The 26,862-nt window shown below is 64.6% G+C and carries 26 protein-coding genes; 12 read left to right on the forward strand and 14 right to left on the reverse strand.

Translation table 11 applies throughout. The features are described 5' to 3' along the window. Positions 1-144 precede the first annotated feature (144 nt). Positions 145-1,560 carry an NAD-dependent epimerase/dehydratase family protein gene (locus tag ACT3UA_RS11785; protein WP_444616599.1) on the forward strand — a complete coding sequence of 472 codons (1,416 nt, stop codon included), beginning with the start codon at positions 145-147 and terminating at the stop codon, positions 1,558-1,560. Here the strand turns inward: ACT3UA_RS11785 and ACT3UA_RS11790 are convergent. Continuing rightward, positions 1,546-2,499, reverse strand: coding sequence for an Lrp/AsnC family transcriptional regulator (locus ACT3UA_RS11790; RefSeq protein WP_444616601.1), 954 nt, complete (start codon positions 2,497-2,499; stop codon positions 1,546-1,548). The genes ACT3UA_RS11785 and ACT3UA_RS11790 overlap by 15 nt on opposite strands. Before the next feature lie 188 nt (positions 2,500-2,687). On the opposite strand from ACT3UA_RS11790, the gene ACT3UA_RS11795 reads away from it, so the two are divergent. The 5 genes from ACT3UA_RS11795 to ACT3UA_RS11815 all read left to right on the forward strand — a co-directional run bounded on the left by ACT3UA_RS11795 (position 2,688) and on the right by ACT3UA_RS11815 (position 8,580). Next, the gene (locus ACT3UA_RS11795) at positions 2,688-3,437 is read left to right on the forward strand and encodes a DUF5058 family protein (RefSeq protein WP_096286706.1); all 750 of its coding nucleotides are present in this window, start codon (positions 2,688-2,690) and stop codon (positions 3,435-3,437) included. A gap of 15 nt (positions 3,438-3,452) precedes the next feature. Next, positions 3,453-4,178 carry a hypothetical protein gene (locus ACT3UA_RS11800; RefSeq protein WP_444616603.1) on the forward strand — a complete coding sequence of 242 codons (726 nt, stop codon included), beginning with the start codon at positions 3,453-3,455 and terminating at the stop codon, positions 4,176-4,178. A 23-nt stretch (positions 4,179-4,201) separates the two neighbouring features. Next, on the forward strand, positions 4,202-5,413 hold the full coding sequence (locus ACT3UA_RS11805) for an amidohydrolase (protein WP_444616605.1): 1,212 nt from the start codon (positions 4,202-4,204) through the stop codon (positions 5,411-5,413). Between the two features lie 242 nt (positions 5,414-5,655). After that, positions 5,656-7,296 (forward strand): biotin carboxylase, encoded by a 1,641-nt coding sequence (locus tag ACT3UA_RS11810; RefSeq protein WP_096286700.1) that lies wholly within the window; start codon positions 5,656-5,658, stop codon positions 7,294-7,296. An 87-nt stretch (positions 7,297-7,383) separates the two neighbouring features. Continuing rightward, positions 7,384-8,580 (forward strand): serine hydrolase domain-containing protein, encoded by a 1,197-nt coding sequence (locus ACT3UA_RS11815; RefSeq protein WP_444616607.1) that lies wholly within the window; start codon positions 7,384-7,386, stop codon positions 8,578-8,580. A 145-nt stretch (positions 8,581-8,725) separates the two neighbouring features. On the opposite strand, the gene ACT3UA_RS11820 is transcribed toward ACT3UA_RS11815, so the two are convergent. From ACT3UA_RS11820 to ACT3UA_RS11840, 5 genes are all read right to left on the reverse strand, one after another. Next, positions 8,726-9,541 carry an HAD family hydrolase gene (locus tag ACT3UA_RS11820; protein ID WP_096286696.1) on the reverse strand — a complete coding sequence of 272 codons (816 nt, stop codon included), beginning with the start codon at positions 9,539-9,541 and terminating at the stop codon, positions 8,726-8,728. Between the two features lie 6 nt (positions 9,542-9,547). After that, positions 9,548-10,357, reverse strand: coding sequence for a polyphosphate--glucose phosphotransferase (gene ppgK / locus ACT3UA_RS11825; protein ID WP_096286693.1), 810 nt, complete (start codon positions 10,355-10,357; stop codon positions 9,548-9,550). Positions 10,358-10,468: 111 nt separating this feature from the next. Then, positions 10,469-11,620 (reverse strand): ROK family transcriptional regulator, encoded by a 1,152-nt coding sequence (locus ACT3UA_RS11830; RefSeq protein ID WP_141393543.1) that lies wholly within the window; start codon positions 11,618-11,620, stop codon positions 10,469-10,471. Then, entirely contained in the window at positions 11,617-11,877 is a 261-nt protein-coding gene (locus ACT3UA_RS11835; RefSeq protein ID WP_141393542.1) for a hypothetical protein, read from the reverse strand. The genes ACT3UA_RS11830 and ACT3UA_RS11835 overlap by 4 nt, the downstream gene beginning before the upstream one ends. 41 nt (positions 11,878-11,918) lie before the next feature. Next, positions 11,919-12,302, reverse strand: coding sequence for a hypothetical protein (locus ACT3UA_RS11840; RefSeq protein ID WP_176484190.1), 384 nt, complete (start codon positions 12,300-12,302; stop codon positions 11,919-11,921). A 21-nt stretch (positions 12,303-12,323) separates the two neighbouring features. Here ACT3UA_RS11840 and ACT3UA_RS11845 point away from each other — a divergent pair, with 21 nt between their 5' ends. Further along, positions 12,324-12,749: a LysR substrate-binding domain-containing protein gene (locus tag ACT3UA_RS11845; protein WP_176484189.1), complete on the forward strand. Its 426-nt coding sequence runs from the start codon at positions 12,324-12,326 to the stop codon at positions 12,747-12,749. A 66-nt stretch (positions 12,750-12,815) separates the two neighbouring features. Here the strand turns inward: ACT3UA_RS11845 and ACT3UA_RS11850 are convergent, their stop codons facing one another. After that, positions 12,816-13,364 (reverse strand): CGNR zinc finger domain-containing protein, encoded by a 549-nt coding sequence (locus ACT3UA_RS11850; protein ID WP_096286686.1) that lies wholly within the window; start codon positions 13,362-13,364, stop codon positions 12,816-12,818. A gap of 25 nt (positions 13,365-13,389) precedes the next feature. Here ACT3UA_RS11850 and ACT3UA_RS11855 point away from each other — a divergent pair, with 25 nt between their 5' ends. Together ACT3UA_RS11855 and ACT3UA_RS11860 are read left to right on the forward strand one after the other, a co-directional pair. Then, positions 13,390-13,638: a hypothetical protein gene (locus tag ACT3UA_RS11855; protein ID WP_096286684.1), complete on the forward strand. Its 249-nt coding sequence runs from the start codon at positions 13,390-13,392 to the stop codon at positions 13,636-13,638. A gap of 417 nt (positions 13,639-14,055) precedes the next feature. Next, the gene (locus tag ACT3UA_RS11860; protein WP_096286682.1) at positions 14,056-14,379 is read left to right on the forward strand and encodes a CHY zinc finger protein; all 324 of its coding nucleotides are present in this window, start codon (positions 14,056-14,058) and stop codon (positions 14,377-14,379) included. Here ACT3UA_RS11860 and ACT3UA_RS11865 read toward each other — a convergent pair. The 7 genes from ACT3UA_RS11865 to glyA all read right to left on the reverse strand — a co-directional run bounded on the left by ACT3UA_RS11865 (position 14,376) and on the right by glyA (position 22,880). Then, complete coding sequence (locus tag ACT3UA_RS11865; protein WP_444616612.1) at positions 14,376-15,776, reverse strand: mycothione reductase; 1,401 nt, start codon at positions 15,774-15,776, stop codon at positions 14,376-14,378. The genes ACT3UA_RS11860 and ACT3UA_RS11865 overlap by 4 nt on opposite strands. A 58-nt stretch (positions 15,777-15,834) precedes the next feature. Continuing rightward, positions 15,835-16,326 (reverse strand): universal stress protein, encoded by a 492-nt coding sequence (locus tag ACT3UA_RS11870; protein ID WP_096286678.1) that lies wholly within the window; start codon positions 16,324-16,326, stop codon positions 15,835-15,837. A gap of 182 nt (positions 16,327-16,508) precedes the next feature. Beyond that, the gene (gene soxG, locus ACT3UA_RS11875) at positions 16,509-17,129 is read right to left on the reverse strand and encodes a sarcosine oxidase subunit gamma family protein (RefSeq protein WP_444616614.1); all 621 of its coding nucleotides are present in this window, start codon (positions 17,127-17,129) and stop codon (positions 16,509-16,511) included. Beyond that, positions 17,122-20,031: a sarcosine oxidase subunit alpha family protein gene (locus tag ACT3UA_RS11880; protein WP_444616616.1), complete on the reverse strand. Its 2,910-nt coding sequence runs from the start codon at positions 20,029-20,031 to the stop codon at positions 17,122-17,124. The genes soxG and ACT3UA_RS11880 overlap by 8 nt, the downstream gene beginning before the upstream one ends. Then, positions 20,028-20,327 carry a sarcosine oxidase subunit delta gene (locus ACT3UA_RS11885; protein ID WP_096286672.1) on the reverse strand — a complete coding sequence of 100 codons (300 nt, stop codon included), beginning with the start codon at positions 20,325-20,327 and terminating at the stop codon, positions 20,028-20,030. The genes ACT3UA_RS11880 and ACT3UA_RS11885 overlap by 4 nt, the downstream gene beginning before the upstream one ends. A 16-nt stretch (positions 20,328-20,343) precedes the next feature. Next, positions 20,344-21,561: a sarcosine oxidase subunit beta family protein gene (locus ACT3UA_RS11890; RefSeq protein ID WP_096286670.1), complete on the reverse strand. Its 1,218-nt coding sequence runs from the start codon at positions 21,559-21,561 to the stop codon at positions 20,344-20,346. A 2-nt stretch (positions 21,562-21,563) separates the two neighbouring features. Beyond that, a complete protein-coding gene (gene glyA / locus ACT3UA_RS11895) occupies positions 21,564-22,880 on the reverse strand; it encodes a serine hydroxymethyltransferase (RefSeq protein ID WP_096286668.1) in 1,317 nt (438 codons plus the stop codon). Between the two features lie 151 nt (positions 22,881-23,031). On the opposite strand from glyA, the gene ACT3UA_RS11900 reads away from it, so the two are divergent. The 3 genes from ACT3UA_RS11900 to ACT3UA_RS11910 all read left to right on the forward strand — a co-directional run bounded on the left by ACT3UA_RS11900 (position 23,032) and on the right by ACT3UA_RS11910 (position 26,613). Further along, a complete protein-coding gene (locus tag ACT3UA_RS11900) occupies positions 23,032-23,691 on the forward strand; it encodes a GntR family transcriptional regulator (protein WP_096286666.1) in 660 nt (219 codons plus the stop codon). A gap of 383 nt (positions 23,692-24,074) precedes the next feature. Beyond that, on the forward strand, positions 24,075-24,869 hold the full coding sequence (locus ACT3UA_RS11905; protein ID WP_096286664.1) for a creatininase: 795 nt from the start codon (positions 24,075-24,077) through the stop codon (positions 24,867-24,869). 52 nt (positions 24,870-24,921) lie between these two features. Next, positions 24,922-26,613 (forward strand): BCCT family transporter, encoded by a 1,692-nt coding sequence (locus ACT3UA_RS11910; RefSeq protein WP_444616644.1) that lies wholly within the window; start codon positions 24,922-24,924, stop codon positions 26,611-26,613. Positions 26,614-26,862 lie beyond the last annotated feature (249 nt).

Below are 26,862 nucleotides of genomic sequence, written 5' to 3' on the forward strand. Positions count from 1 at the left end.
TTTCTCCTTTAATCACCGCGCCACCTCCAAGTCCGGCGCGACACTTCAGGACAGCATCGGGCGGGCATCACGCCCGGGCACAGCAAACCGAAGTAGCCTTGGAGAAGTCCGAAGTTTCTGATCAACTCGAAGGATGATCTGAGAATGGCGCAGATGCTCAATAAGTTCACCCGCTGGCAGCGCACCGAATCGCAGTACCTCGCCGCGGACCCCGAGGCCGTGTATTCCATCGTCGGCAACCTGTCGCAGACCGGCAGCTGGATGAAAAGCTTCGACGGCTTCGTGGTGCACGATGACCAGCGCGGGGTAGGCACCAAGGTCGACCTGCGCCCGCCGGGCAGGCTGTTCGGCCCGCTGCACCGCGCCACCGCCCCAGCCGGTTCGATCACCCGCCGCAATCCGGCCCAACGCATGGTGGAATTCACCCAGCCGCAGCCCGGCGGGGAGATGGTCTTGCGCTGGCAAGTCGACTCCGCGGGCAGCGGCGCACTGCTGCGCCTTACCGTTGCGCTGCGCGGGGTCGGCACCGCCGCCTTCAAATTCAGCGTCGCCAACGCGCTATGCGCCGACTTCGCGCTGGCGGCCGCACGCCTGTTCAAGGTCATCCCGCCGGCCGCGCACCGCACCGTACCGGCCCATGTGGTCATCTCCGGGGGACGCGGCTTCCTGGGGCGCAATCTGGTCGCCGAGCTGGTCTGCCGCGGCGCCTCGGTCGCGGTGCTCACGCGGAACGCGGAACCGGACTTCCCGGCCGAGCAGTACCCCTGGGACGGGCGCCATCAGGGGGCCTGGGCCAGCGCGCTGACGCACGAGAAGTACCCGGTGCACCTGATCAATTTGGCCGGCGAGCGCGTGGACAAGCGCAATACGGCGGAGAATATCGCCAAGCTGACCGCCTCGCGCGTGCAGAGCACCGCTACCCTGGCCGAGGCCGCGGCCGCGCTGGAGACCCCGCTGGCCAGCTGGATCCAGTCCAGCACCACGGCGATCTTCGGCGATGGCGGGGAAACCGAATTCACCGAAGACAGCCCGTTGCCTAAGGACGCACGCGCGCTGCCGGAAATGACCGGAGTGGCCTCGGCCTGGGAGCAGGCCTTCAACGACGCGCAGGTCAACGCCGCGCGCAGCTACGTGCTGCGCACCTCGCTGGTGATGCACCCCGATGCCCCGCTGCTCAAGCCGCTGAGCCTGCTGGTGCACACCGGCATGGGCGGTCCGCTGGGCAGCGGCAAGCAGTGGTTCAGCTGGATCGGGATGGAGGACTGGCTGCGCCTGGTGCGCAATCTGCTGGGCCTGGAGACCCCGCCGATCCCCGCAGGTGTGGTGCACGCGGCGAACCCGCATCCGCTGCGCAACCACGAGGTGATGGCCGCGCTGCGCTCGATCGCCGGGCTGCCCGGGCTGCCCACCGGTACGCTCTTGCCCAAGCTTGGCGCAGCGGCGCTGGGCTCCAACGCCCGGGTGGCGCTGACCGGGCGCAAGGTCACCAGCAGGGTGCTGGCCGACGCCGGATTCGAATTCACGCAGAACGACTTCTCCGCCACGCTACACGGCGAATAGCCGCCCTCCGCGCTTGCGTGCCGAAAGCACCATCGCGGTCTTGATCTGCACCATCTCGCCCCATTCGGTGTCCGAGATGAACCGGTACAGGTCCTTCTGGGTGCGCACGGTGACGTCGACGATCAGCTGCGCGTCCCCGGCGACGGCCGCCGCGTAGCGCACCTCGGGCAGCAGGCGCAGGCGCTGGCCGAGGGCCTCGACGCTGTGCGGGGAGGTCTGCACCCACAGCAGCGCCTCCACGGGGAAGCCGAGCAGCGCCGGCTCCACCAGCGTGCGGATGCTGATCTGCTCGCCGCGCAGCAGCCAGTCCACCCGGCGGGAGACCGAGGATTCGCTCATCTTCACCTGCCGGGAGATCGCATCGATGCTCGCCCGCCCGTCCTTGCGCAATACCTCGATGATCATCAAATCGTTTTCGGTGAGCCCGGGGGCCGGATTCCATTCGGTCAGCTCCCCGCCGGTGGCCGGGGTGAGCGCACGCTCCTGGGCCTCGCTGACCGGTTCGGCGCGCCAGGCGCGAATGGTCTTGAAGTACTTCAGGATCGGGTAGACAGCCAGCGAGTTCACCCCGGGGGTAGCCGGCAGCTGCATGGTGAGGATTTCGGCCAGGTCCCCGTCGTAGTGCAGCTCGGTGACCGCGTCGCTCTGCCCGGTGACCATATAGCTGAAACTGGTATCCGGGCGCTGGGCCAGCGCCTCGCAGGCCACCCGCACGGTCCCCGGCGCGCAGGTGAAGGAGGCGACCAGCGACCCGGACCGGTGCGCGATCGCCGCCACCGAAACTCTCCCGCTCTCCAGCAGCGCCTGGCCATAGCGCGCGACGGTCCGTTCCGGCTCGTGCAGCACCCTGGCGATCTTCCGCCAGGTGGCCCGACCGTCGATCTGCATCGCGATGACGATGCGGCGTTCCAGCTCGTTGAGAACTTCATGCTGCGCCATCACAGGCTCCCCTTGGTGACTAAATCCTGCATCTATTGGGCAAGTCCATCATGGATTTGGCGGAAAACGACAGAAACTTGGCAATACGTGCCAATTATTGCCGTTATTGACGGGAGCTAGCAAGGTTATTACTAGATGCGATCCACATCACATCAAGCTTTGCCACCTACCCCTTTCAGGAGCCCACCATGCAGCCACAGCTCGTTCTGGCCGCTGGCGACCCGAGTTCAACGAACATCTGGGCCATCGCCAACACCCCCTTCCTGTGGTTCTGCGCCCTGGGCGTATTCGCAGTCATCTTCATCCAGACGGTCCTCTACTCGCGGGCGGCCAAGGTCGCCGCGCCGCATGTGGACATGCCGGCGCGCGAGCTGAAGGAATCCTTCCGCGCCGGTGCGGTCGCCTCCGTCGGCCCCTCGCTGGCGGTCGTCTTCGTCGCCATCGCGCTGCTGGCCCTGTTCGGCACCCCCGCGGTGCTGGTGCGCATCGGACTAATCGGTTCGGTCTCGGCGGAAACCGGATCGGCGACCATCTCCGCGGTCGCCATGGGCGCCTCGCTGGGCGGAGCAGACTACACCCAGCAGGTCTTCGCGGTCGCGTTCATGGCGATGAGCCTGTCCGGAGCCATGTGGATGCTCGCCACGCTGATCCTCACCCCGATCATGAAAAAGGGCGGCAAGTCGCTGGCCAAACGCAATCCCGCGGTGATGGCGCTGATCCCCACCGCGGCCCTGCTCGGCGCCTTCTCCGCGTTGACCATTGCCGAACTGCCCAAATCGAACGTCCACCTGATCCTGGTTGCGGTGTCCGCAGCCACCATGGCGCTGTGCCTCTTCCTGGCCAAGGCGCTGAACGCGAAATGGTTGAAGGAATGGGCGTTGGGCATCTCCATCGCCGTTGCCATCACCGCCGGCTACTTCCTGCACACCGCAGCCTAAGACCAGGAGCACCACATGAGCACCTCAGCAGCACAACTGACCGGAGCCGACGCCTCAATGGCGCGCTTCGAAAAGCAAACCACCCGCTACGGCTCGCTGACCATGTCCGCCGGCCTGCTCTTCTCCCTGCTCGGCCCGATCTATCTGGTCTTCTTCAGCGATCTGGACATCGCCCCGTCGATGATCTGGGTGGCGTTCCTCGCGGTCGCGGCGACCTTCGGGGTGCTGTGGATCGTCGAACCGGCCACCTACTTCCCGATCCTCGGCTCGGCCGCCATGTACCAGGCGTTCATGATCGGCAACATCTCCAATAAGCTGCTTCCGGCCGCGATCGTCGCCCAGGCGTCCATCGGCGCCAAGCCGGGCAGCAAACGCGGAGACCTGGCCGCGGTGATGGCCATCTGCGGCGCGGCCACGGTCCACCTCACCAGCCTGCTGCTCTTCGTCGGGCTGCTGGGCACCTGGCTGGTATCCATGGTTCCCGCCGAGGTAGTCGAGGTCGCCCGCCTCTACATCCTGCCCTCGCTGATGGGTGCGGTGCTCGTGCAGTCCATCGTTGCGATGAAGTCGCTGCGCCCCACGCTGGTGGCCATTGCGCTCGCGCTGCTGATGAACTTCGTGATCCTGCCGGCGGCTCCCGGGCTGGCGATGTTCGCCACCGCGCTGGTGGTCATCGCCTCTATCATCGTTTCCTGGCTGGTCCGGGACCGCACCCAGTTCTCGGCGAACACCGAAGACTAAGCACCACCAAGCAAAGGAAGACCATGAACGAGATCGCGCTGAACCTCCAGGAGACTCGTGCGCTGCACGAAAGCTACCTGCACCTGCACGCACACCCCGAATTATCGATGCAAGAGCACGCCACCGCCGACTACATCCAGGGCCGGCTGGCCGATCTGGGCATCGAGAACTTCCGCTGCGGCGGCACCGGGGTGGTGGGGATCCATGCCAATGGCCCCGGCCCGGTGATCGCCTTCCGCGCGGATTCCGACGGGCTGCCGATCAAGGAGGACACCGGCGCGGACTACGCCTCGGTGGCCACCGGGGTCTTAGCCGACGGCACCGAGGTTCCGGTGATGCACGGTTGCGGCCACGACACGCATGTGGCCTCCGCGCTGGCCGCGGCGCAGGTGCTGGCCCGAAGCACTGACAGCTGGTCCGGCACGGTGCTGTGGATCTTCCAGCCGGGCGAGGAAACCGCGGCCGGCGCGCAGGCGATGCTCGCGGACGGGCTGTGGGACAAGGTCCCCCACCCGCAGGTGGTGCTCGGCCAGCATGTCTTCCCCTTCCAGACCGGGTCCATTGCGGTCACCGAGGGCAGCGCGATGGCGCTGGCCGACTCGCTGAAGGTGACGCTCTTCGGCAAGCAGTCCCACGGCTCGCAACCCCAGGATTCCATCGACCCGATCGTGCTCGGCGCGCATATCATCACCCGCTTGCAGAGCATCGTTTCGCGCGAACTGCATCCGCTGAGCCCGGCGGTGATCACCTGCGGCACCTTCCATGCGGGATTGAAGGAGAACATCATTCCGGATCGCGCGGAGTTCACGCTGAATATCCGCACGCTCACCGAAGAGGTCCGCGCGCAGGTGCTCAGCGCGGTCACCCGCATCATCGAAGCCGAGGCCGCCGCCGGCAATGCGCCGGCGCCGCTGATCGAGCCGCTCTACAACTTCCCGCGGCTCTACAACGACCCGCAGCAAACCCAGTCCATGGCCTCGGCCTTCGGGACCGAGTTCGGTGCCGAACAGGTGCGCTTTGTGCCCCCGGCGATGGGCTCGGAGGACTTCGGGGCGCTGGCCGATGCGCTGGGCGTACCGAATGTGTTCTGGATGTTCGGCGGCTTCGACACCACCGCTCGGCCTGCCCCGGTAAACCACTCCCCGCATTTCCTGCCCGACTATGTTCCAGCCCTGGATACCGGGGTGCGGGCAGCCCTGGCAGCCATCGGGTATTACGTCGGCTCCGCTAGCTGACATCGTCACATGACAGAGAAAGTCCTAACGTGTCATTAAATTCACGTTAGGACTTTCGCGCGTCTAGGCTATTACCCAACGCCAAAGCGCCCCAAAACTCACTATTCACCGCAGCTTTACCTCACCGTTGCTCTCGCCTTACTCGCACCCCGAAGCATGGATAGAGCAACCGGTACGCAGCGTGTCCAGCGTCGGGCACGTGAAGAATTACTAGGTCTACCACTTTGAAGGAACGACATCCCATGGCAAATTTTCTTGAGGCGAGCGAAGGCACGGCACGACCGCAGATGCCCAAACCGAGCGATCTGGCCAAATTACGCAAACAGGCCGGCAAAACGCAGTCGCAGGAAAGCGTTTTGGACGAGATGACTGCCAATGTTGCCGTGGATGCCGCCTATAACGACGACGAGAGCATCGTGGAGGCTCCACGCATCGTGAATTTTGGCCGCACGCTGAAGAATATGAGCGAGGCGCGCCATTTCTTCCGCACCAACCAGACTCCGATCTATTTCATCGGCGCCACCCCGGTGAACCTGCTGGGCCTTGACCGCTGGGTGCGCAAATTCAGCTATATCACTTACTACGATGGCTGGGACGGACACCACCCGCGGGTTTTCACCCCGAGCGAGAAGCCGCATGTGGACTTCCAGAGCTCCGAAGAAATCAACAACTGGCTGCTGGAAAACCCCGAGGTGCGCGAATACATCGATGCGCGCCGCACCCCCGGAGGCCAGCGCCCGAAGATCGCGATGGTGTTTTTCGACGAGGAAACCGAGGCGATCTGCGAGGAGCTGGGCTACGACCTGATCCTGCCATCGCACGAGCTGCGCACCCATCTGGATTCGAAGATCGTCACCACCGAACTGGGCAACGCCGCCGGCGCCCACTCGGTCCCGAATGTGCTGGGCACCGCCGACTCCTATGCGCAGCTGCAGAAGCTTTCCCGCGGGGCGAAGCTCGGCGATGATCTGGTGGTGCAGACCCCATACGGCGATTCGGGCAAGACCACGTTCTTCATCACCAGCGAGGATGATTGGAACCAGTATTCCAAGCACATCATCGGCGAACAGCTCAAGGTCATGAAGCGGATCAACAACCAGCCGGTGGCCGTGGAAGCGGTGCTCACCCGCTGCGGCACCGTCGTCGGCCCGATTCTCACCGAGCTGGCCGGATACAAGGAGCTGACCCCGTACAAGGGCGGCTGGTGCGGCAACGAGATGCACCCCGATGTGGTCACCGACGGGCAGCGCGCCCGCGCCATCGAATTGGTCCGCAAGGTCGGAGCGGGGCTTGAATCCACCGGCTACCGCGGCTTCTTCGAGGTCGACGTGCTGGTCGATACCGACACCGACGAGGTGTACCTGGGCGAATTGAACCCGCGCATCTCCGGGGCGAGCGCGATCACCAACGTGACCGCCGGCGCCTACGCGGATATCCCGCTGTTCCTCTTCCACCTGCTCGAATACCTCGACGTGGACTTCGAGCTGGACGTCGATGAGATCAACGCGCGCTGGGAGGAGCTCTCCGGGGCGGATGTCTGGAGCCACATGATCATCAAGGAAACCGATGACATCGTGCAGTACATCACCCATGCCCCGCGCACCGGCAAGTACTTCCTGGACTCCAAGGGCAAGCTGCAGTTCTCGCGCAGCGCGCTGGACTGGCACCAGCTGCAGAACCACAAGGAAGCGTTCTTCCTGCGCATCTACGGTGCCGAAGATTACCGTTGGAAGGGCGCTGACTTGGGTGTATTGGTGACCAAGGCGAAGCTGCAGTATGAGGGGAAGAAGAAGACGAAGTTGACCATCGACGCGAAGCACTTCATCTCCTCGATCCGCGCGCAGTACAAGGGCATCGACGTTCCGCCGGCGGAAAACCGCTAACCCAGCATCACTGCCCCATTCAACTGCTGGTGGTAGGCTCCGAAACACAGAGCACAACAGCGTTCCCAAGAGAAGACGGACCAGCAGATGACCAGCGGCCTAGCGACAACCGAGTTAACGATCGCCAACTGGCAGTATCCGGAAAACATCCAGATATCCTTCCAGAACATCGCCGAGTTCCTGCCTACCACCAAGGTCTCCCGCGGCGATGACGCGATCGCGAAACTGCCGTTCACCGAAATGGAGATCGGCGAGCTTGAGGTAGCCAAGGTCTCCGCGTCCGAACCGTCGATGACCGTGCGCGGGGTCATCAACTCGACGAACACCGATGGCCTGCTGGTGATGCGCAATGGCCGGGTACTGGTGGAGAAGTACTACAACACCATGACCTCGCTGACCGACCATCTGCTGATGTCGATGAGCAAGACCGTCGTGGGCACCGTGGCGGGCGCGCTGGTAGGCGCCGGAAAGCTGGACGTGGACGCGCTGGTCACCGACTATGTGCCGTCATTGGAACGCTCGGGCTATGCCGGGGCGACCGTCCGCCACCTGCTGGACATGCGTTCGGGCATCCAGTTCTCCGAGGAGTATCTGGACCCGAAAGCCGAGGTGCGCCTGCTGGAGGAGGCCATCGGCTGGACCGAACCCAGCGGCGCGATCGGCCCGATCGGGATGTACGACTACCTGCTGACGCTGAAGTCCAAAACCGAACACGGCGGTCCTTTCGAGTACCGTTCCTGCGAGACCGATGTGCTCGGCTGGGTACTGGAGGCGGCCGGCGGTGCGCGCATGGCGCAGCTGCTCTCCGAGTATGTATGGGCCAAGATCGGCGCACAGCAGGACCTGGTGATGGGCACCGACCAATTCGGCACCGGCATGTACGACGGCGGCTTCAATGCGACCCTGCGCGACTTGGCGCGCCTCGGCCACCTGTACGTCAATGACGGGGTGGCGCTGACCGGGCAGAAGGTATTCGAGCCAGATTGGATTCGCGATACCTTCACCGCCACCGAAGACCAGCTCAAAGCCTTCGCCGATTCACCGGGCGATAATATGATGCCCGGCGGGCATTACCGCAATCAGATCTGGTTCCCCTACCCCAAGTCGAATGTTGCCTTGGCGCTGGGCATCCACGGGCAGATGATCTACATGAATCCCGCAACGAAGATGGTCTGCGTGAAGCTCTCCAGCTGGCCACTGCCGCAGGATGCCTCCAAGCTCTTCCCCACTATCCGCGCCTTCGACGCGATCGCCAACCATCTGGCCGAACAGGACGGCCGCTAGGCTTTCGGCCTCGCGGCCATCGGCTGACCGCGCCCCAGCTTCGGCACCGTGTGCCGAGACTGGGGCGCTCTTCGTTTCCCGGCCAAATTCCTGCCCAGCGCGGTGCGGCCAGTTTGAAACCCGGCACCCGCAAAGGCAGACGGGGTCAGAGTTCGCTGCGGCCCTGGAGGTAGGCACGCAAAACCTGCAGCACCCCGTGCTCGGTATTCGCCGGGGCGGTGAAGTTCGCCGCGGCGGCCACCACCGGGTGGGCGTTGGCCATGGCGAAGGAATAGGTGGCGGCCTTGATCATTTCCAGATCGTTCGGGTAGTCACCGAAGACCGCCGTTTCACCGGCGCTGACGCCGAGTTTCTCCTGCAGCGCGTTGAGCGCAAGGCCCTTGTGCACCCCGTGGTTCATGGCGTCGACCCAATGGCTTCCGGAGATCACCACCTGCAGCTCAACGTCCAGGGCCGCGGCCATCTCCTGGACCGCGCCGGTGCCCACGTTCACCGCCATCTTGATGATCTCGTCCTGCACCTGGGCCAGGTCCTCGACGACCTCCACCGCGCGGTAGTACGGGGCGATCGCGGCAGCGAAGGCCGCGTCGCTGCGTTCCACATAGGCGGTGCGGCGGCCGCAGAGCACCAGCCCGGCATTCAGCTGCCCTTGGCCGCGGACCGCGGCGATCACCGCGGCGACCGACTCTCCGGCGATGATGTTCGAATAGATCTCGTTCTCGCCGTGCATCACCACGGTGCCGTTTTCGGCGATGATGGCGATTTCGCCCAATTGCGCGAACTGTTCGCGCAACGTGGCGAACTGCCGCCCGGAGGCCGGGACAAAGCTGATGCCCCGATCCTGCAGTTCGTCGATCACGGCCCAGGCCGCGTCGGGGATTTGGCCCTCACCGTCCAAGAAGGTGCCGTCCATGTCAACGGCGACGAGCTTGATTTGGGCGTTCGGGTCAATGGTATGCATAGGTTCCTAAGTGCCCGAGTGCAGGGCGCGATGCGCGGCGCCCAGCACCCCGGCGGCGTTGTTGTATTCTGCCGGCACGAGTTTGGCCCGCAGCTTCAGTTGCGGCAAGAACTGCTCATGGTCTTCGGAGATCGCGCCGCCGATGACGATCAGATCCGGGCTGCAGAGGAATTCGACGTGGGACAGGTAGCGCTGCAGGCGCGCGATGTACTGCTCCCAACTGAGGTTCTCTTCGCGCATCACCCGGGCGGCGGCCTTGCTCTCCGCGTTGAAGCCGTCGATCTCCAGATGCCCGAATTCCACATTCGGGAAGAGCACCCCGTCGCGGAAGAACGCCGATCCGATGCCGGTACCCAGGGTCAGCAACAAGGTGCTGCCCTTGATCGGCCGGCCGTCCTGCGAGCCGGCGCCGGCGTATACCTCGGCCATGCCCGCCGCGTCGGCGTCATTGAGCACCGAAACTTCGCGGCCCAGCAGCTGGCCCAGCATCGCCGTGGCATCCAATCCGATCCAGGCCTCATCGATATTCGCGGCCGTATGCACCACCCCGTCGATCACCACGCCGGGCACGGTGACGCCGGCGGGGATGCCGTCCAGCTCTTCGCCGGTGAGCCGCTGCAGCTCGCCGATAATCTCCGTCATCACCTGGGCCACGGCGTCCGGGTGGGCACCCTCAGGGGTGGTGGCCTGGCCGAAGGTGCTCTCCACGAGCTTGCCGGCGGAGTCGACCAAGGCGTATTTGATCGATGATCCGCCCAGGTCAAGGCCGATGGCAGCGTACTGCGACTCAGCTGCCGATGCGTCAGATGTTGCCATCAGGATACTCCCCTGCAAGTGGTTCATGCCGTGGGGTACCCACGGAAAGCAAACCAGAAACTATATTAAGGACTCTTAACAATAGCTAGCGGCGGCGTTCGCAGTCAACGCCTAGACGGCTTCTGCCCGGTAGCTGGACCAAAGCCGAACCAGATGCTTCGACCTCGCCCCATGCAGCGCCCCGCGCAGTGCCGCATCCTCGCCCAGCGTGCTGACCTCAAACTCGGTTCTTCCCAGCCCCATCCTACGGGCCAGCGCACTTTGCAGACCAATGGTGAAGGACTCGAAGGGAGCCAGCGGACCGCAGAGCACCAAGCGGTGCGGATCGAAAAACGCCAGCAGGTTGCCCAGCACGTCGGCCAGCAACTCGGTGAGCCCGGCGACCAGGTGATCGTCCGGTTCCTTCCCGCTCAGCGCCCGCAGCAGGCGGGCGCAATCCACCCGGGAGCTGCCGGCCTCGGTCAGCCCGGCGGCGCGCAATCGCTCCAGGAAGGTGTGTTCCGCGAAGCGTTGCGCGCTCAGCTCGCCGGCGGTGCCGCTGGCGCCGCGGTGCACCTTGGAGTCGATGACCAACGCCGTGCCGATACCGGGCCCCACATAGAGCAGCACGAAGGACCCGGCAGCACGGCCCGCATCGAGTGCGATCTGTGCCTGCGCCATCCAGTTCACGTCATTGTCCAAGCTGGTCGGAGCCCCGGTCTGCTCGCGCACCAGCGGCGCCACAGAGGCCGAGGAACCGGCATAAACCGGGGTGGGCAGCGCCGTGCTCTGCTCTCCGGCGCGCTGCACCGGCGAACTTTGCGATACCCCCGCGGCCAGGGTCTGCCCCGCGCTGGCGGCAATTAATTCCTGGACCATGTCCGCCGCTAGTTGCTGCACCGCCGCGGCGCTGGCCTCGGTGGGCACCGCGAGGTGCGCGTCGGCCAGGGTGCGGCCGGACAGATCGGTGGTACGGCCCAGCAGCGTGCCTGCTTCCAGACTCAGGCCGAGCAGATGGCCGAAGTCCTGGTTGATTCCGTAGCTTTCCGGGGCACGTCCGCGCCGGACCGCGGCCTTCGGATCGTAGTCGGCAGCTACGGAGCTGACCAGGCCGTTTTCCTGGAGGCGCAAGATCCCCTGGGAGGCGGTGGGTTTGGAAAGGCCCAGAGAATCGGCGATATCGGTGCGCGTGGCGGGCTGGCGCAGGCACAGGTAATCGAAGATCTGCCGGTCGGTCAGCGTGGCCAAGGCCCGCGGACCGGAGGTCGGTGCGGGGATGCTCACCGGGAGTCCACCAGCCGCTCCGCGAGGCGTTCGAAGCGCCGGGTGCTCAAGCCGTGGGCGGACCGGTAGTCGCCGAGCGAACCGTGCTGCGCGATGCCCAGGTCCGGGGCCCGCTCCAGCCCGGCGACGCTGGTGCCAAGCATCAGATGGCGAAGCTCTTCGGACAGCATCGTGCGCATGGAGTCGAGCCAGGCGGCGGGAATCCCGCCGGCCTCACGCAGGTTCGGCAAGGCGGGCGGCTCATTCTTCACGGACATAATCGCTAAACTATCACGGCTGGCGCCGTTGTCTGGCGTGGTCAGTCGAAGGTGATCAACTGGCGGATGCTGCTCCCATCGGCGAGCTCGTCGAAGGCCAGATTGATTTCGCTCAGCGGGCGCTGGCCGGTAAGCAATTCCTCGACCGGCAGCAGCCCGTCGCGCCAGAGCTGTTCGTAGTAGGGGATGTCGCGGGCGGGGACGGCCGAGCCGAGGTAGGAGCCGATGAGGGTGAGCGCCTCGGTGGCACCTAGCTCCAGTGCGCGCCGGAGCTTCTCGCGGTTCATATCCACCGCGATCAGCCGGGCCGGGCGCTTCCAGCCTGCGGTATGGGCGATGGCTACCAGCAGCGCCGCCATGCCCACCCCGCCCAGGCCCAGCACCATCAGGGATTGGCCCTGCACCGGCCGGCCCGCGTTGCTCACCGCGCGGTTTCCCCGAAGCTGATGGACTATGAGCTGCGGCTCTACGCCACCGCCGAGTACCTGGAGCGGCGCGGCACCCCCACCACGCTGGAGGGCCTGCGCGAGCACTATCTGAACTACTACATCGACACCGCGCTGACCGCGGACAAGCTCGACGACGCAACCAGCCTATTTCCGCCGATGCGCCGCTCGGTGTCCTCCACCAGTATCGCGGTGCAATTCGCCGCGACAATGAACCACGCCGGACTAGGCCTGCTGCCGGTCTTCCTCTCCGAGCAGTACCCGACCCTGGCGCCGGTGCTGCACGATCAGTTCTCCTACACCTCGGAGTACTGGCTGGTGGGCCGCGAGGAGGCGCTGCGCAACAAGGCGGTGCATGCGACGGTGCGTGCGCTGAACGATGCCGCCGCAAATGGCAACTGGTTCATCCCGCCCTTCGACTGCTGAACTGGCGCACTACCCAGGCAAAGGGCAGCCCCGAACCCGTTGCCCCTCGATTGCAGCCAGTCCGCACTAGTCGCTGCCCGCCGCCGCTCGGGCACGATGCCTGCGCACAGCCGCCCGATTCGCGCAGCGCACCGAGCAATACTGCTGCCGTCCGTTGCGCGTCACATCGGCCACCACCGCCGTGCAGGGATCCCCCGGCGTCGCTCCCGCGGCACAGCGGTGCAGCCGGTGCATCCCACGGGTGGTGAGATGCAAGGCGGTTCCCACGCTGAAGACAGCCGAGAGCACGTGGGGCAAGGCGCGCGCGTCGTCATCCCGGTAGTGCAGATGCCACCCTTCATCATCGTGGTCGGTAAGCCGCGGATACGCAGAGGCGGTGGCCATGTGCTCATTGAGGATGCGTGCACGCTCTTGCGGGTCCGGTGCATCCACCACGGTCAGCCAGTCGTCGATGACACGGCGAACCGCAATGTAGTCCCCCGTTTCCTCGGGAAAGGGAACTGTCATTCCGAATTCCCGTGCGCGAGAGACGATTCCGGCACGGTCTTCCGGCCAGGACGAGGCGAGCGAGGCAGCTAGCAGAACCGCATATTCTCCGTAAGGGTTGAGATGCATAAGACCATTACATCATGGTAGTAGTATGCACATTAAACAGAACATCAAAACTCAGCAAAACACGTCGCTCGTCGGCACCCACGAGCACAGCTGGATCAGCGAGTCCAAGCACCCTACTTCGATCGGCTATGTCATCTACGTGCGTTGCAATGCCTGCGGAGTGCGGCGAGTGGACATCCAGAACCAAACGAACCTCGTACCAACACCGGTGAGCGCCGAGCTGCACCCCCTGCCAGGTCGGGCATCGAGCAATGTGAGTCAGAGGAGCAACTGACGGTTTCCCATCTGGACCGAACAACAGTCCCAGCACCCGCAGACCGGGCTGCCGTTCCGCTGCGACCGGACCGCCATCCACGAATCTGGTGCAAGACGATGAGTGAATAAATTTTCCATTCACCCCCACACGGCTAGCCCGCTCCACCAGCATGCCTGCCTAGCACCGCACCAACCAGGGCACTGACTAAAAATATTATTCATTCAGCCACCGAACCCCACCTGTGATGATCAATCACGAGTATGTCCTGGATCACCCTTGGAAGGTAGGTGTTGGCGCCCCATTGCGGGTTCCGCTTTCGCACATCGAGCGTGCATCAATGCACAATGGTTTCGGGTTCTGCCCGGCAACGCGCGTCCTCGCGGTAGCGTAGGAGCACCGCAGGCTCTCGGGCGCTGCACGAACCAAGGAGCACAAATGAGCGATACACCCACGGTCCGCGGGGTCGAGGTCGACCCGCAGACGCGCTGCGCCCACTATCATCAGGACGTCGATATCATCGCTATCAAGCACTTCTGCTGCGGACAGTACTATCCGTGCCACCTGTGCCACGCGGAAGTTGCCGGCCACCAGGTACGACTCTGGCCCGCGGAGCGCTTCGGCGAACCGGCGGTGCTCTGCGGAGTCTGCAAAGCGCAGCTGAGCGTCACGGACTATCTGGGCGCGAGCCATTGCCCTGCCTGCGATGCGCTCTTCAACCCCGGGTGCAAGCTGCACCTGGCACTGTATTTCGAGGTCTAGAGCAGCCCAGAGTCCGGGACATCCAAACCGAGCAGGGCGTTTTCCACGACCTCCATCAGCGCCGGGTGGATCCAGTACTGGCCGGTGGCCGCGGTGTGCGCATCGATGCCCAGGTTCATCGCCATAATCACCGGCTGGATGAGGTTCGAGGCCTCCGGCCCCATGGCGTGCGCGCCGACCAGCTGGCCGGTGCGCTTGTCGGCCAGCACCTTGAAAAGACCGGAGCGGTCCTCCATCGCCCAGCCATAGGCGGTGTCCCCGAACTTCTGCGTCTTCACGGTGAGGTGCTCCGCTCCGAGCTGCGCGCGCGCTTCTTCCTCGGTGAGCCCGATGGTGGCAAGTTCCGGGTGGGTGAACACCGCTGCCGGGACCGCACGATCGGAGTTCTTGCGCAGCTGCCCGGGGTGTTCCAAGTTGTGGGCGACGAGCCGCGCCTCGTAGTTCGCCACATGCTTCAGCTGCGTTTGTGAGCTGATGTCCCCCAACGCGTAGGTGCCGGTCACCGGCTGCCCGCCGCGCAGCACCCGCTGGTATTGATCCACCTGCAGCCGGCCGTCCTCGTGCAGATCCAGGCCGGCTTCCCGCGCGCCGATCAGATCCGTATTCGGGGTGCGGCCGATGGCCACCAGCACCGCGTCGGCTCGCAGCGTTTCGGACCCGAGCACCACGTCCAGCCCGGAATCGGCCGGGCGCAGCGCGCGGGCTTCGGTGTGATAGCGCACCTGCCAGTGGCCGGTCGCTTCTGCGTTGAAGGCCCCGCGGATTTCGGCATCCAGGTGGCGCATCAGCGCTCCGGAGCGGACCAGCTGGATGACCTCGGTGCCCAGCGCGGAGAAGATTGCGGCGAATTCGCAGGCGATGTAGCCGCCGCCGATGATCACCAGCCGTTCGGGAAGCTTCGCCAGCCGCATGATGGTGTCCGAGGTGTGCACCCCGTCCAGCTCGATGCCTTCCAGCTCGGGCATGGTGGGGCGGGAACCAGCGGCGATGACCAGCTGCTCGGCGGTGATTTCGGTGCCGTCTTCGGCCCGCAGGGTTTTGCCTTCGCGCAGCGTGACGAACTGGGAGATGAGCTCGACGTTCTCCAACCGCTTGCGGTAGTCTTCGCCGCCTGCGGAGATCGGGTCGATGCGCCCGAATATCCGGTCGCGGATGGCCAGCCAGTCGACCTTCTCCACGGCCATCTGCACCCCGAGCCGGGCCGCTTCCTCGGTCCCGCGGGCCAGATGGGCGGGGCGGACGAACATCTTCGTCGGGATGCAACCGACATTCAAGCAGGTGCCGCCGAAAGTTGAGCCTTCGGCGATAGCTACCTGCTTGTCATCCCAGTAGTCGGTAATCAGCGAATTGCCGGAACCGGAGCCAATGATTGCAAGATCTACGTTACGCCGAGTCATGGCTTCATCGTAGGCCAGCGGCCCAGCCAGAGAAACATTTTCGCCGCCGAGCGAAGTTTCATGACTTGGCGGGCTGCGCCTCAAAGAAGCCGGGAACCTGCGGGACAACGAGCACCGGGCGGGACTGCCGATGGGCCAGCGCAACGGCGATCGAACCATCCATCAGCTCTTCCATCCTGCTGCGCAGCCCCGGACGCCGGGTGCCGATGGCGATCAATTGCGCGTCAAGCTCTGCGGCGACCCGCATCAGAGCTTTGGCAGGATCTCCGGCGACCGTGCGCGCCGCCCAGCTGATCTTCGTCCCGGCGAAGGCCTTCGAAAGCTGTTCGGCGAGCGCCGGGGAGAAATCTTGCTGAAACTGTTCGTCCCCGTCGAAGGTGGTGTCTTCGACTATTTCTCCGGTGGGCAGGCGTTCGGTGACGAATCGGCCCGAGTCCGCGTAGAGGCACATGACCTTCGCGCCCGTGGCCTCGGCCAGCTCGATGACGGCTTCAAGGACCGCCGGTGCCTGCCCCAGTTCAACGCCAACCAACAAAATACGCTCAGTCATCAGGACTCCCACGGATCGTGCCGAGTGCGGATTTTCATCCGCCGCAACGGGATTGCGTCGCTAATCCCAGTATGCCAGCGCGCCGCTGTCTTGTCCGCAAATTTTTGCCGCCGGACACCGGCGGGCCGGCCCGAAGATGGACCGGCCCGCCAGGTGCCCTCTTGTTGCCGATCGTGCTTCGGCTAGATGACCGGGTCCGAGGCGAACTCGGCCATCGCGTCGATCATCCAGTGCACCACATGTTCGGTGAACGAGGCGCGCGGCATGACGTACCAGCTGTTCTCCGCGGTGCGCCAGAGCAGGATCGGCACGTTCGCGAGCGTGGTGGTGATCGCCTGGTTGACCGCGAAGGCCCGCGGATGCAGATCGGCCGGGCAGCTCTTGCGCAGCACCAGGCTGGCCGCCTCGCCGCGCAGCTCCAGCACCGCGCGGTTCGCCGAGAGGTCGATGACCTGGCCCGGCGCCTCGCCCAGGGCGGAGTCCAGCGGCTGCGTGAGCTCCTCCCCGGCGGCGTTGAAGGCCATGAATTCATCCGGTCCGAGCCAGAGCACCGCGGTGCCCTCGATGGACCCGGCGACCTCGCCGACGCCGGCGGGCAAGCCCACGCCGGTGGCCGCCGCGAGCGCCTGGTGCCCGGCGCTGCCGGGAACCGCGCGCAGCGACACGGCGGTGGCCAGCGCGATCTCGCGCAATGCGACGGCGCGCGCCCCGGCGACGGAGGCCCGGGCCATCGCCTCGGCCAGGTGCGCGGCCGGGGAGCGGCGCAGATCGGTGGTTGGTTCGATTACGCTGTGCTTAGCCATCTCGGCGGCTGCCTTCCGGGTCGTAGAGGACGGTTTCGCAGACCTCGACGTCGACCAGCTGGTCGCCGACGGGGGCCTTGAGGACTTCACCGATGCGGTTGAAGCCGTTCTTGATCAGGGCCAGGCCGAAGGTCCGGCCCAGCGCGGGCGAGTTGTAGGAGCTGGTGACCCAGCCTTCCATCGGGACCGGGCCGTCGGCCGGGGTGAACGGTGTTCCGGCTCCGACCAGCGCGGTGCCTTCGGGCAGGCGCAGGGTCTTGTCCACCGGCAGCACGGAGACCAGCTGCTTGCGGTCCGTGCGCTGGTTGTCATCGCGGCTGAAGGAGCGGTTTCCCACGAAATCCTTCAGCTTGGAGACCACCCAGCCCATGGCCGCGTCCTGCGGGGTCACCGTGCCGTCGGTGTCCTGCCCGACGATGATGAAGCCCTTCTCGGCGCGCAGCACGTGCATGGTTTCGGTGCCGTACGGGGTGATGTTGTATTCCTCGCCGGCCGCGTAGACGGCCTCCCAGGTGCCCAGCCCGTACCAGCTCGGCACCGCGATCTCGAAGGCGAGTTCCCCGGAGAAGGAGATCCGGCTGATCCGTGCCGGGGTGCCGTTCTCCAGCGTGGTATCCGCGAAGGCCATGAACTTGAACGCCTCGTTGGACACGTCCAGCTCCGGGGCGAGCTTGGAGATCACCGCGCGGGATTTCGGCCCGACCACCGCGACGGTGGCCAGCTGCTCGGTGACCGAGGTGCACACGACATCCAGTTCCGGCCACTCGGTCTGCAGCCACTCCTCCAGCCAATCCAGCACCTCGGCGGCGCCCCCGGTGGTGGTATGCATCAGGAAGCGGTCCTGCGCCAGGCGCAGGGTCACCCCGTCATCGAAGATCATCCCGTCCGCGTGGCACATGACCCCGTAGCGGCCCATGCCGACCTTCAGCTTGGTGTAGCCGTTGGTGTAGATGCGGTTGAGGAATTCGGCCGCATCCGCCCCGCGGATCTCGATCTTGCCCAGCGTGCTGGCATCCAGCATGCCCACCGAGTCGCGCACCGCGGCGCATTCGCGGTAGACCGCCGCGTCCATGTCCTCCCCCGCCTGCGGGTAGTACCAGGGGCGCTTCCACTGCCCGACGTCCTCGAACGCGGCGCCTTGGGCCAGATGCCAGGGGTGCATGGCGGTGACGCGGGCCGGGTCCAGCAATTGGCCGCGGTTCCGCCCGGCCAGGGCGACAAAGGAGACCGGGGTGTAGGGGGCACGGAAAGTGGTGGTGCCGATCTCCGCCGGGTTCTCGATGCCCAGCACCGCGGCGATCACGCCGATCGCCGCCACCCCGGAGGTCTTGCCCTGGTCGTTGGCGGTGGAGATCGAGGTGTAGCGCTTCACATGCTCCACCGAGCGCATGCCCGCTCCGGTGGAGCGCAGCACCTCGGCCACGGTCTGGTCGCGCTGCAGATCCACGAAGTGGTGCTTGTAGTGCACCGCATCCTCGCCCAGGCGGGAAGGGACCAGCCAGACCGGGCGGGTTTCGCCCAGAGCCACCTCGATGGCTTCGGGCACGCGGGCGATCGTCTCGAAACCGGCGGCGGTGGCCGCCGCGGCACCTGCGGCGGCTCCCCCGGCCAGCGCTCCGGCGGTGTCGAAGCGGCCGGTGAGCGAACCGGCGAGGTGCTGGTTGGCGACGGGTGCCGCGGGCAGGAATGCGTGCACGGTGGCATCCCAGGCCAGCTTGCCCTGGCGCTGGGAGTGCAGGTGCACCACCGGGTTGAAGCCGCCGGAGATGGCCAGGGTGTCAGCTTCAAGGCGCTGCGCGGCGCCGATATCGTTCTGCGCATCCAGGCTGGCGACCCAGACGGCGGACAGCTCGCCGTTGGCGCCGGCCTCGGTATCCACGACCACCGAACCGGTGATCACGTGCACCCCGGTGCCAACCGCCTCGGCGGCAGCCACCGAGACGTTTTCACGGGCGTCGATGACGGCGACGACCCCGCCGCTGGCGGCCAGCTCGGTGACCAGCGGGTAGACCGAGTCGTTGGTGGTGGCCACGAGGATCTGCGACCCCGCGCGCACCCCGTAGCGGTTCAGGTAGGAGCGGACGGCGCCGGCGAGCATGATGCCCGGGCGGTCGTTGTTCTCGAAGACCAGCGGACGCTCGTGGGCGCCGGTGGCGAGCACCACCTGACCGGCGCGGATATGCCAGACGCGTTCGCGCGAGACCCCCGGAGCCGGGGCTTCGTCCAGATGCGCGGTGCGGCGCTGCACGGCGATCACGTAGTTCGAGTCGTAGCTGCCCAGCGCCGTGGTGTGCTGCAGGTGGGTGGTCTCCTCCGCGGCGTCAAGCTCGGCGGCGACCTGGGCGATCCACTGGCAGGAGTCGATCCCGTCGATCTGTTCGTCCGGGGCGTCGAGCAGCCTTCCGCCGGCTTCGGCGCGCTCATCGAGCAGCATCACCCGGGCCCCGCTGCGGGCGGCCTCGCGGGCGGCGGCCAGGCCTGCCGGGCCGGCGCCGACCACCAGCACGTCGGTGTGCACGTGCGCGTGGTCGTAGTAGGCCTCGTCCTTGCGCGGATCCATGGTGCCCAGGCCCGACAGGGTGCGGGCGGACAGCCCCTGGGCGGCGGGAACCACCGGGGCGGCGAGCATCGACTCGTCCACGTCATCGCTGTGCCGCGCGTGGATGTGGACCAGCGCGTTGGGCTCCTCCACCCCGGCGGCGAAGATGCCCCGCGGGCGCTTCATGTACAGCGAGTCGCCCACCCGGCGGATGCCGGAGGCCAGCATCGCGCTGGCCAGGGTATCCCCGCGCAGCGCGGACAGCGGCTTCTCGTTCAGCTTCACGTCGAGCGGCTGCGCGTAGTCCACCCGGGCGTCGGCTGCCTGCGCAGCGTCCAGACGGTATGAATCGGTGGTGCTCATCGGGTGCCTCCCTCGGTGTTTTGCAGTGCCGGGCGGGCTTCGCCGGCACCGTAGATTGCCTTGAATTCGTAGGTAACGGTGTCGCGCAGGGCGTTGAACCATTTGCGGCACCCGGCGGCGTGCACCCAGCGTTCGGCGTTGATGCCTCGGGGGTTCTTGCGGTAGAACAGGTACTGGGCCCATTCCTTGTCGCTCAGCGCCTGCGGGTCCTCCGGGTAGGCGACGTGCGCCTGGCCGCCGAATTTGAATTCGGTTTCATTGCGTGGCCCGCAGTTCGGGCAGTCAATCAGCATCATGAGCTGGTTCCCTTTCTTAGTGGGCCACGGCTGCGGCGCCGTGTTCGTCGATGAGGTAGCCGGTTTCGAAGCGTTCCAGCGCGAACGGCTTGTTCAGCTTGTGCGGCTCGTCGTTGGCGATGGTGTGCGCGAAGGTCCAGCCGGCACCCGGGGTGCCCTTGAAGCCGCCGGTTCCCCAGCCGCAGTTGACGTAGAGGTTCTCGACCTGGGTCTTGGAGATGATCGGCGAGGCGTCCATGGTGGTGTCCACGATGCCGCCCCAGGTGCGCAGCACGTGGGCCCGGGCGAAGATCGGGAAGAGCTCCACGGAGGCGGCCATCTGCTCCTGGATCACGTGGAAGGCCCCGCGCTGGCCGTAGCCGTTGTAGGAGTCGATGCCCGCGCCCATCACCAGTTCGCCCTTATGCGCCTGGGAGACGTAGACGTGGATGTGGTTGGACATGACCACCGTCGGGTGCACCGGTTCGAAGAGTTCGGAGACCAGCGCCTGCAGCGGGTGGGACTGGATCGGCAGGTCGACGCCGGCCATTTCGGCCAGCACCGAGGAGTGGCCGGCGCCCGCGAGGGCGACCTTGCCGGCCAGGATGGTGCCGCGGTTGGTCTTCACTCCGGTGACCTTGTTGCCGTCCTTGAGGATTCCGGTGACCTCGCAGTTCTGGATCAGGTCCACGCCCAGCTCGTTGCATTTGCGGGCGAAGGCCCAGGCAACGTGGTCGTGCTTGGCGATGCCGGCACGGGGCTGGTAGGTGGCGCCCATGATCGGGTAGCGGATGTCGTCGGAAATGTTGATGATCGGGCAGGCTTCCTTGACCTGTTCCGGGCTCAGCCATTCGGCGTCCACGCCGTTGAGCTTATTCGCCTCCACGCGGCGGACCGATTCGCGCACATCTCCCAGGGTGTGGGCCAGGTTCATGACCCCGCGCTGGGAGAAGAGGAAGTCGTATTCCAGTTCCTCGGGCAGCTGCTCCCAGAGCTTCAGGGAGTGCTCGTAGATGCCTGCGGATTCGTCCCACAGGTAGTTCGAACGGATGATGGTGGTGTTGCGGGCCATATTACCGCCGGCCAGCCAGCCCTTTTCAAGTACGGCGATATTTGTCATGCCGTGGTTCTTGGCCAGGTAGTAGGCGGTCGCCAATCCGTGCCCGCCGCCGCCGACGATCACCGCGTCGTAGGACTTTTTCGGGTCCGGGTTGTTCCAGAGAAATTCTGGGTGCTCGGGAAGCAGGTCAGCCATGATTATGCTCCAATCTTCGGCAGGTTCGGGTACAGCGGGTGAGCGGCAGCTAACTTCAAAACACGTTCCTTCAACTCCGGCAATACGCCAGTATCACCATCAGCACCAGCAATCAACGCCTGCGCAATAATCTCCGCCACCTCGCCAAACGCAGCCTCCGAGAAACCACGAGTCGCCAACGCCGGAGTACCAATACGCAAACCCGAAGTCACCATCGGCGGACGCGGATCAAACGGCACCGCATTACGATTCACCGTGATCTCCACCTGCGCCAACAAATCCTCGGCCTGCTGCCCATCAAGCTCCGAATGACGCAAATCAACCAGAACCAAATGCACATCCGTACCACCGGTCAACACGCTAATACCCTTAGCCGCCACATCCCCCTGGCCCAAACGCTCAGCCAGAATCCGCGACCCAGCCAACGTACGCGCCTGGCGCTCCTTGAACTCCGCCGACGCAGCAATCTTGAACGCCACCGCCTTGCCAGCAATCACATGCTCCAACGGACCACCCTGCTGACCAGGGAACACCGCCGAATTGATCTTCTTGGCAATATCAGCATCATTAGTCAGGATGATGCCACCACGCGGACCGGCAAGAGTCTTATGCGTCGTGGAGGTGACCACATGCGCATGAGGCACCGGCGAAGGATGCAACCCAGCAGCCACCAACCCAGCGAAGTGCGCCATATCCACGAACAAGTACGCACCGACCTTGTCAGCGATCTCACGGAAACGGGCGAAATCCAACTGACGAGGATACGCCGACCAACCAGCCACGATCATCTTCGGCTGGCTCTCCACGGCAAGACGCTCCACCTCATCCATATCCACCTCATAGGTCTGCTCATCCACACCGTAAGGAACGATGTTGAACAGACGACCGGAGAAGTTGATCTTCATCCCGTGGGTCAGATGACCGCCATGAGCCAAGTTCAGGCCCATCACGGTATCCCCCGGGCGAACCAGCGCATGGAACACCGACGCGTTAGCCTGCGCCCCCGAATGCGGCTGCACATTGGCATACTCCGCACCGAACAAAGCCTTCAGACGCTCGATCGCCAACGTCTCCACCACGTCGACCTCTTCGCAGCCACCGTAATAACGGCGGCCCGGGTAGCCCTCGGCGTACTTGTTGGTCAGCACCGAACCCTGCGCCTGCATCACGGCCTGCGCGGTATGGTTCTCCGAAGCGATCATCTCCAAGCCACGCTGCTGGCGAGCCAGCTCCGCGTCGATGCGCTGCGCGATCTCCGGGTCCAGGGTTCCGAGATCCTCGGTCAGCGAATCCGCTGCGAGGGAGGTAGTTAGAGTCATTGCCCATTCCTAAATGTATGAATTGCCGACAACTGATATATCAATCTGTAATTCACTGTATGATGGGAGTCACACCCAGTCAATGGGTTAGCTGGAATTTCTTTGACGCATAGCATTTCGGCACAATGGCGCCGGGAATTCGGAGGACACGATGACCATGACAGCTCAGCTGATTAGCGGCGGCGAGTCCATGGCCGAACGCGCTTATCTGGTACTGCGCGATCGGCTCATCATGATGGACATCGCCCCGGGCGACCCCATCAACGAAGCCCGGCTGGTCGAAGAGCTGGGCCTTGGACGCACCCCGCTGCGCGAGGCGCTCAAGCGCCTCGAAGTCGACCATCTCGTGCAGTCCTATTCGCGCCGCGGAACCTTCGCCACGCGCGTTGACATTACCGAACTGGCCGATATCACCGAAGTTCGCCAGGCCCTGGAGCCATTGGCGGCAGGAAAAGCCGCCGCCCTGCACGGCGGGATCGCCCGCGCCCGGATGGAGGACACCGTCAGGGCGGTCGGCGCACTGAACTCGACCACTGCCCGCCGCGAGCTGATGGAGAACGATCTGGAGGTCCACCGGCTGATCTATCGCGCGGCCGGCAATCACCACCTCGAAGAAACCCTCATTCGACTGGATAACCTGGCCACACGCATCTGGTGCATGACGCTTGACCGAATGCCCACGGTTGATGAGCACATTTCAGAACACGCCAACTTGCTCCAAGCCATTCTGGACGGCGACGTCCATGCGGCCGAAGAGCTGGCGCTGGAACACATCGTGCACTTTGAGTCGTCGGTGCGCGCGGTCCTGTAAATTCCCCGATCCACCCCGACTCGTCGCCGAAGGGCCGTCCCCGCGCGCGACCGCCAGCGGAACGAATGGCTCAGCGGATTTCCGCGCCGAGTTGCACCCCTCAAGGCATGCCGCCGATCGCCTGCGCATCCAGGAGGCCAATCGGCAGCTTCCTCGCGCCCTGGCGCCTAGCGGCGCTTCTCGCCGCAACCCCTCCGGACCGGTATCCAGCGCGGCTTCAATGTGCATCCGGTGCGTCAAATTATTTCACGCGAGGTCTTGACTGTGACCTGAGCCACTGAAATGATGCAGTGCAACAGTGTTGCGTTTACTGCAACCAGACTCCGAAACAGAACAAGTCCCTTCCGCGGCGCTTCGGCGCCCCTTGGGGCCAGGAGATTTCCATGCACTCAGTATTCATCGAAGAGCTTGATGCCCAAACCTACGCGGAGCACTTGGCACGCACCGGATCCACCATTATCATTCCAGCCGGAGCCACCGAACAGCACGGTCCCCACATGCCGCTGGGCGTCGATGCAATGCTCTCACGCACCATCGCCGGAGCCGTGGCAGAAAAAACCGGAGCACTGGTCGCTCCTGCCCTTTGCTACGGCTACAAATCACAGCCCCGTTCCGGCGGCGGCAACCACCGCGCGGGCACCGTCAGCCTCGGCGGCTGCTCGCTCAGCCAGATGGTTGAAGATGTCGTCGGTTCATTCATAGCCCAGGGGTTCGACAATGTTGTCGTGCTCAATGGGCATTTTGAGAACTACCAATTCATCTACGAGGGCCTGGACAACGCGGTGGCCAGCACCCGCAATCCCGGATCCGCCGCCCGAGCCATGCTGCTTTCCTACTGGGACTTCGTCGACGAAGAGACCCTGTCCAAGGTCTTCCCGGACGGCTTCCTCGGCTGGGACATAGAACATGGAGGCATCCTCGAAACGTCGCTGATGCTGCTGCTGCACCCCGAATTGGTCAGCATGGATCGCGTTGTCGACCACCCACCGGCAAAGCTCACCCCCTACGACATTTTTCCCGAAGACCCGTCCCGGACACCGGACAGCGGCTGCCTCTCTTCGGCAAAGGGGGCGACCGCCGAGCGCGGGCGGCTGCTTTTCGAAACCGTCACGAGCCAGGTGGCCGACGCCCTCAAGAACGAATTGCTGCTCGGCGGCATGCCCCTGGAGGCGAACTAGCATGTCGGTGGATCACTCAACGTCCCAGGGCCGGAAAAAATCAGGCAAGGCCATGCGCCAAGGAGACCGGGAAAGCCAACAGGTAGAGGTTCCGCGATTCATGGGCCGGCACATTCCGCCCATCGATCGATTGCTGATCCGCGTAATCCCTCCGGTGCTGATCCTTGCGGTGATCATCTGGGTGCTCGGCAACCCGGCATCCGCCTCCGCCGCAATTTCCGAAATGCGCACCTTCGTGACCGGGAAATTCACCTGGCTGTTCATCTTGTACTCCGTGTTCACCGTGGTGGTCTGCATCTGGCTGTCGATGAGCCGCGTGGGCAAGATCCGCCTTGGCGGGCCGCTGGCGAAACCGCAGCACAGCAAGTTCGCCTGGTACTCGATGCTCTTCGCCTGCGGGCAGGGCATCGGGCTGATCTTCTGGTCGGTTGCCGAACCGATCATGCTGCGCGAGGAGAATCCGGTCATCCCATCCGGCCCGAATGGCGCCCAGGAGGGGGCCATCGTCTGGACCTACTTCCACTGGGGGCTGACGGCCTGGGCCATGTACTGCGCCGTCGCGGTCTGCCTGGCCTATTCGCACCACAATCTGGGCAAGACGCTCACCTTCCGCGAGGCGACGGTTGATATCCTGCCGCGCTGGTCGCGCCGCGGGGCGGGCGTCGTCATCGAGCTGCTGGCTATTATCGCGACGGTTCTCGGCCTGGCCACCTCCTTCGGCTTTGCGGCCATGCAATTCTCCTCCGGCCTCACCTCATTCACCGGATTGAACGCCACCCCAATGATGTGGCTGATGGTCATCCTGGTCTTCGCGGGCATCACCTCGATCTCCGCCATCGTCGGAATCAACAAGGGCATGGCCCGGATCAGCGGGCTCAATTCAATTCTGAGCATCGCCTTGATCGCCGCGGTACTGGTCTTCGGCCCATCGCTGTTCATCATCTCAAATATGTCCCAGACCTTTGGCAGCTTCTTCACGAACTTCGCGACTATGAGCCTCTGGACCGATTCGGGGTTGGCTGCCACCACCTTGGAGAGCTGGAAGGACAGCTGGAACGGCTGGTGGACGGTCTTCATCTGGTGCTGGGTCATCGCATTCTCGCCATTTGTGGCCGGCTTCATCGCCAGGATCTCGCGCGGACGAACCATTCGCGAATTCGTTCTCGGCGTGACCATCATTCCATCGCTGATCGTCATGGTCTGGGTAGCCATCCTCGGTTCGGCCGCCATCTACTACGACGACCAGTCCAACCGCGGCATCAGCGACGCCGTGGCCGCCGATACCTCCTCGGGCCTGTTTGCGATGCTCGATTCGGTACCGGTCATCGGAACCGTCCTGCTGGTCGTAGCCACCGTGCTGGTTGCCACCTACTACGTCACCTCGCTGGACTCCGGGATTTATGCGCTGAGTGAGTTCGTTTCGGCTCCGCACAAGTCCGGCCCGGTGTTCCGTGTCGTCTTGGTGCTCTCCGTTGCTACGGTGACGACCGTGCTGCTGACCATGGGTGGAACCGCGGTGGTCGATACCGTGCAAACCGGAACGATCATCGGCGCCTTCCCCTTCTCCTTCGTGATCATCTTGATGATCATCAACCTGATCCGCCGGCTGCTCAAACGAGACAAGGCGATCAGGCAGCTGGAGAAGGACATCAATAATCCGGATCCAAGCCTGGTCTTCGTCCCGGATCCAGACGGGGAGGGTGCCATCCGCAAGAAGGCGCCGAAGGACGGCGAGCAGGGCTAGTTCTGCGCAAACCCGTACATCCAGGAAGGCCGTGAAGCTCGAAACAATGAGCCTCACGGCCTTCATCCATTCCGCTGAAAGCATTGATCATTCCAAGTCACACCGATTCTTTTACTTGGGCCTGCAGGGTTTCCAAAATACTTCTTGACAGTGATCCGCAGCACACATAGTCTTCTTGCAACGACGTTGCGTTCATTGCAACTCGTAAACTCTTCACCGGCGATTCCCATGAATCCTCGCAATCCATCT

This window comes from Glutamicibacter sp. 363, assembly GCF_052379505.1.
In the GTDB taxonomy this organism is placed as follows: domain Bacteria; phylum Actinomycetota; class Actinomycetes; order Actinomycetales; family Micrococcaceae; genus Glutamicibacter.

Excerpts from the sequence above, each read along its gene's own strand:
- glyA (WP_096286668.1), bottom strand. The coding sequence starts at position 22,880 with ATGACTCTAACTACCTCCCTCGCAGCGGATTCGCTGACCGAGGATCTC.
- ACT3UA_RS11910 (WP_444616644.1), top strand. The coding sequence starts at position 24,922 with ATGCGCCAAGGAGACCGGGAAAGCCAACAGGTAGAGGTTCCGCGATTC.
- ACT3UA_RS11865 (WP_444616612.1), bottom strand. The coding sequence starts at position 15,776 with ATGACTCGGCGTAACGTAGATCTTGCAATCATTGGCTCCGGTTCCGGC.
- ACT3UA_RS11880 (WP_444616616.1), bottom strand. The coding sequence starts at position 20,031 with ATGAGCACCACCGATTCATACCGTCTGGACGCTGCGCAGGCAGCCGAC.
- ACT3UA_RS11795 (WP_096286706.1), top strand. The coding sequence starts at position 2,688 with ATGCAGCCACAGCTCGTTCTGGCCGCTGGCGACCCGAGTTCAACGAAC.
- ACT3UA_RS11905 (WP_096286664.1), top strand. The coding sequence starts at position 24,075 with ATGCACTCAGTATTCATCGAAGAGCTTGATGCCCAAACCTACGCGGAG.
- ACT3UA_RS11820 (WP_096286696.1), bottom strand. The coding sequence starts at position 9,541 with ATGCATACCATTGACCCGAACGCCCAAATCAAGCTCGTCGCCGTTGAC.
- ACT3UA_RS11785 (WP_444616599.1), top strand. The coding sequence starts at position 145 with ATGGCGCAGATGCTCAATAAGTTCACCCGCTGGCAGCGCACCGAATCG.
- ACT3UA_RS11890 (WP_096286670.1), bottom strand. The coding sequence starts at position 21,561 with ATGGCTGACCTGCTTCCCGAGCACCCAGAATTTCTCTGGAACAACCCG.
- soxG (WP_444616614.1), bottom strand. The coding sequence starts at position 17,129 with ATGGCTAAGCACAGCGTAATCGAACCAACCACCGATCTGCGCCGCTCC.
- ACT3UA_RS11870 (WP_096286678.1), bottom strand. The coding sequence starts at position 16,326 with ATGACTGAGCGTATTTTGTTGGTTGGCGTTGAACTGGGGCAGGCACCG.
- ACT3UA_RS11815 (WP_444616607.1), top strand. The coding sequence starts at position 7,384 with ATGACCAGCGGCCTAGCGACAACCGAGTTAACGATCGCCAACTGGCAG.
- ACT3UA_RS11860 (WP_096286682.1), top strand. The coding sequence starts at position 14,056 with ATGAGCGATACACCCACGGTCCGCGGGGTCGAGGTCGACCCGCAGACG.
- ACT3UA_RS11810 (WP_096286700.1), top strand. The coding sequence starts at position 5,656 with ATGGCAAATTTTCTTGAGGCGAGCGAAGGCACGGCACGACCGCAGATG.
- ACT3UA_RS11845 (WP_176484189.1), top strand. The coding sequence starts at position 12,324 with ATGGACTATGAGCTGCGGCTCTACGCCACCGCCGAGTACCTGGAGCGG.
- ACT3UA_RS11800 (WP_444616603.1), top strand. The coding sequence starts at position 3,453 with ATGAGCACCTCAGCAGCACAACTGACCGGAGCCGACGCCTCAATGGCG.
- ACT3UA_RS11805 (WP_444616605.1), top strand. The coding sequence starts at position 4,202 with ATGAACGAGATCGCGCTGAACCTCCAGGAGACTCGTGCGCTGCACGAA.
- ACT3UA_RS11885 (WP_096286672.1), bottom strand. The coding sequence starts at position 20,327 with ATGATGCTGATTGACTGCCCGAACTGCGGGCCACGCAATGAAACCGAA.
- ACT3UA_RS11900 (WP_096286666.1), top strand. The coding sequence starts at position 23,032 with ATGACCATGACAGCTCAGCTGATTAGCGGCGGCGAGTCCATGGCCGAA.
- ACT3UA_RS11790 (WP_444616601.1), bottom strand. The coding sequence starts at position 2,499 with ATGGCGCAGCATGAAGTTCTCAACGAGCTGGAACGCCGCATCGTCATC.
- ppgK (WP_096286693.1), bottom strand. The coding sequence starts at position 10,357 with ATGGCAACATCTGACGCATCGGCAGCTGAGTCGCAGTACGCTGCCATC.
- ACT3UA_RS11835 (WP_141393542.1), bottom strand. The coding sequence starts at position 11,877 with ATGTCCGTGAAGAATGAGCCGCCCGCCTTGCCGAACCTGCGTGAGGCC.
- ACT3UA_RS11850 (WP_096286686.1), bottom strand. The coding sequence starts at position 13,364 with ATGCATCTCAACCCTTACGGAGAATATGCGGTTCTGCTAGCTGCCTCG.
- ACT3UA_RS11855 (WP_096286684.1), top strand. The coding sequence starts at position 13,390 with ATGCACATTAAACAGAACATCAAAACTCAGCAAAACACGTCGCTCGTC.